General features: G+C 63.1%; 4 protein-coding genes. 3 read left to right on the plus strand and 1 reads right to left on the minus strand.

Going from position 1 to position 2,365, the window contains the following annotated elements; genetic code table 11:
• Positions 1–148: 148 nt before the first annotated feature.
• Complete coding sequence (locus AB0I23_RS41350) at positions 149–730, minus strand: hypothetical protein (protein WP_359118418.1); 582 nt, start codon at positions 728–730, stop codon at positions 149–151.
• Positions 731–761: 31 nt separating this feature from the next.
• Here AB0I23_RS41350 and AB0I23_RS41355 point away from each other — a divergent pair, with 31 nt between their 5' ends.
• The 3 genes from AB0I23_RS41355 (at position 762) to AB0I23_RS41365 (ending at position 2,287) form a co-directional block, all read left to right on the plus strand.
• On the plus strand, positions 762–983 hold the full coding sequence (locus AB0I23_RS41355; RefSeq protein ID WP_359118420.1) for a hypothetical protein: 222 nt from the start codon (positions 762–764) through the stop codon (positions 981–983).
• 267 nt (positions 984–1,250) lie between these two features.
• Positions 1,251–1,829 carry a DUF6444 domain-containing protein gene (locus AB0I23_RS41360; protein WP_359118422.1) on the plus strand — a complete coding sequence of 193 codons (579 nt, stop codon included), beginning with the start codon at positions 1,251–1,253 and terminating at the stop codon, positions 1,827–1,829.
• Complete coding sequence (locus AB0I23_RS41365) at positions 1,802–2,287, plus strand: IS66 family transposase (protein ID WP_359118423.1); 486 nt, start codon at positions 1,802–1,804, stop codon at positions 2,285–2,287. Before AB0I23_RS41360 ends, AB0I23_RS41365 begins: the two co-directional genes overlap by 28 nt.
• Positions 2,288–2,365: the final 78 nt, after the last annotated feature.

The following is a 2,365-nucleotide window of genomic DNA, read 5'->3' on the forward strand; positions in this document are numbered from 1 at the left end:
AAGCGTGAAGAACTCCCATCATCGCAGGTCACAGGGCACTTCCTCGTTTTCGGAGAAGCTATCCACAGGCATCAAGCCGGTGGATCCGGGCTGAACCGAAGCACGAGAGTATTCCGCCGACTTCAATCTGTGGAGCTTTGATCAACACTTACCCCTGCGTCTTTACCGACCAAGGAGTCATCGCCCCCCACTTCAGCTCCTCACCCTCGACCGCCATAACGCCCGCTACCGCGGGCACGACGACCACATCCTTGAATCGATTACTGCGCCCTGCCAGCACCCGCACACAACGTCCCGCCTCGTTATAGATTGCGAGACGACCTCCTCCATCCCCGAACTCCACAGCAAGCTTCGTCCCCGGAGCGGGGCATGTGAAAAGTCGCGACGCCCCGCCTCGGGCCTCCAGAGGAAACTCGCCCACGGACAGCGCGTCCAAGAATCTGACCTTCCAACGTCCGGACATCTTCCAACCTCGCCTGATCCGCACCGCCTCGCACTCTCCGGGCGCAAGCAGAATATGCCCTTTCTCTCGCCCTATCCCAGAATCACCGAGCGGTCTCTCCGTATACCGCCCGGCCGGCTCTGTCACTCCTATGACCTCGAAGCCCAAGCTCCCGACCCAGCCCCAGGCCTCGATCACAACAGCACGCCGCTGAAGCTCCTTCGACAACTCAATGACCCGCTCGCCATACCCTGAGAAGGATGTCCCCACACTCGCATCGATGGACATTCCACTCCAATCCGCCCCCGAAAGGAGCATCATGACCGAAAAGAAAACAGTCGAAGACAGGCTAGACAATCTTGAAGCAAGCGTCCAGGGGTTCGATAAGAAATGGGAGCATGGCTGGGCAAAGGGCGAAAACGTTGGAGCGGCAGTCACGGCCACCGGTGTTACAGGATCGGGCCAACTCGCTTCCGGCGAGGTCACGGGAGTTTCCACCAGCTTCAAGCTGTGGAGCTTTGATTACGACCTCAAAGCGTGACTTGAAGAAATAAAACTCAAATCACTGAAAAGAGATCCCGAGAATCTCGACGAAAGAATCAGGGAGATCAAGGCCAGTCGCGAGAACTTTGTCCGGCGGATAACCCCGATAGTTGGCCCCATCAACCGTGAATTCCCTGGAGTCAAAAGCAACGTCGCTCGGGCACACCGTCGAATAGACGGCCTCAACGACGATCTGCGCGATTCGCGAGAAACGCTCCGGGAAGGATGTGACAGGCCGTGGGTAAGTGCGGCAGGATCCGTGGTCATGTTGTCGGGGCTGGAGTCTGCGTCGCGTGAGGATCTCCTCGCGGTGATCGGGCTGCTTCAGCGACAGGTGGCGGCCGTGGAGGCTCAGGCGGCGGAACTGGCCGCGGCCAACGAGCGGTTGACGGCGCGGGTGGCGGAGTTGGAGCGTCGCCTGGGGCGTAACTCCGGGAACTCCTCCATGCCGCCGTCCTCGGACACCTTCGGCCGTCCGGAGAAGAAGCCGCAGATCAAGAGCGGGCGCAAACGGGGACGTCAGCCCGGTGCCGATGGCAGTGGGCTGTCCATGGTCGAGAAGCCCGATGTCACCGAGGACCATGTTCCGGCGGCCTGTACGGGCTGCGGGGAGATGCTGGGCAAGGGTGACAGTGTTGGCTTCGAGCGCCGTCAGGTCCGTGACATCCCGCTGACCACGGTGAAGGTGACCGAGCACCGGGCCCATCGGTGCCGGTGCGCGTGCGGGACAGTGACCGTCGAGCCGATGCCCGAAGAGATCGCCGGATCTCCTCCTCCTACGGCCCGAACCTGCGCGCGCTCGCTGTCTATCTGCTGGTGTTCCAGCACATCCCCGTGGAGCTGACCGCGATCCTGATCCGGGATGTGACCGGAGCCGAGGTCTCCACCGGCTGGGTGGCCTCCCTCCTTCCCGAGGCCGCTGACCTGGTCGAGGACTCCCTGCACCTGATCCGGGCCCTGCTGGTACTGGGGCACGTGCTGCACGCGGACGAGACGACCACCCGCATCGGGGCCACGCGGCGCTGGCCGCACGTGGCCTGCACCGACTTCCTCACCCTGCTTCACCTCGCCCCGCGCTCGCGCGCCGGGGCCGACCTGGGCGGGGTCCTGCCGCACTACCGAGGCCTCCTGGTCCACGACTCGCTGTCGCTGTATGCCGGATACACCCACTGCACCCACCAACTGTGCGGTGCCCATCTGATCCGCGAACTCACCGCGGCCGAAGAGGACTTCCCCGACCAGAAATGGCACCAGCAGATCCGCTGGGCGCTGGCCGGCCTGAACACCAGGGTCATTGCATGATCGAGATCTGTCCGGGTTCGTCAGGTGAGGCCGAGGGCGTGTAAGGGGCGGTGGTAGTCGCGGCCGGCGTGGCGGAGG

Origin of the sequence: Streptomyces atratus (assembly GCF_040655115.1) — a bacterium.
Classification (GTDB): Bacteria; Actinomycetota; Actinomycetes; order Streptomycetales; family Streptomycetaceae; genus Streptomyces; species Streptomyces atratus_D.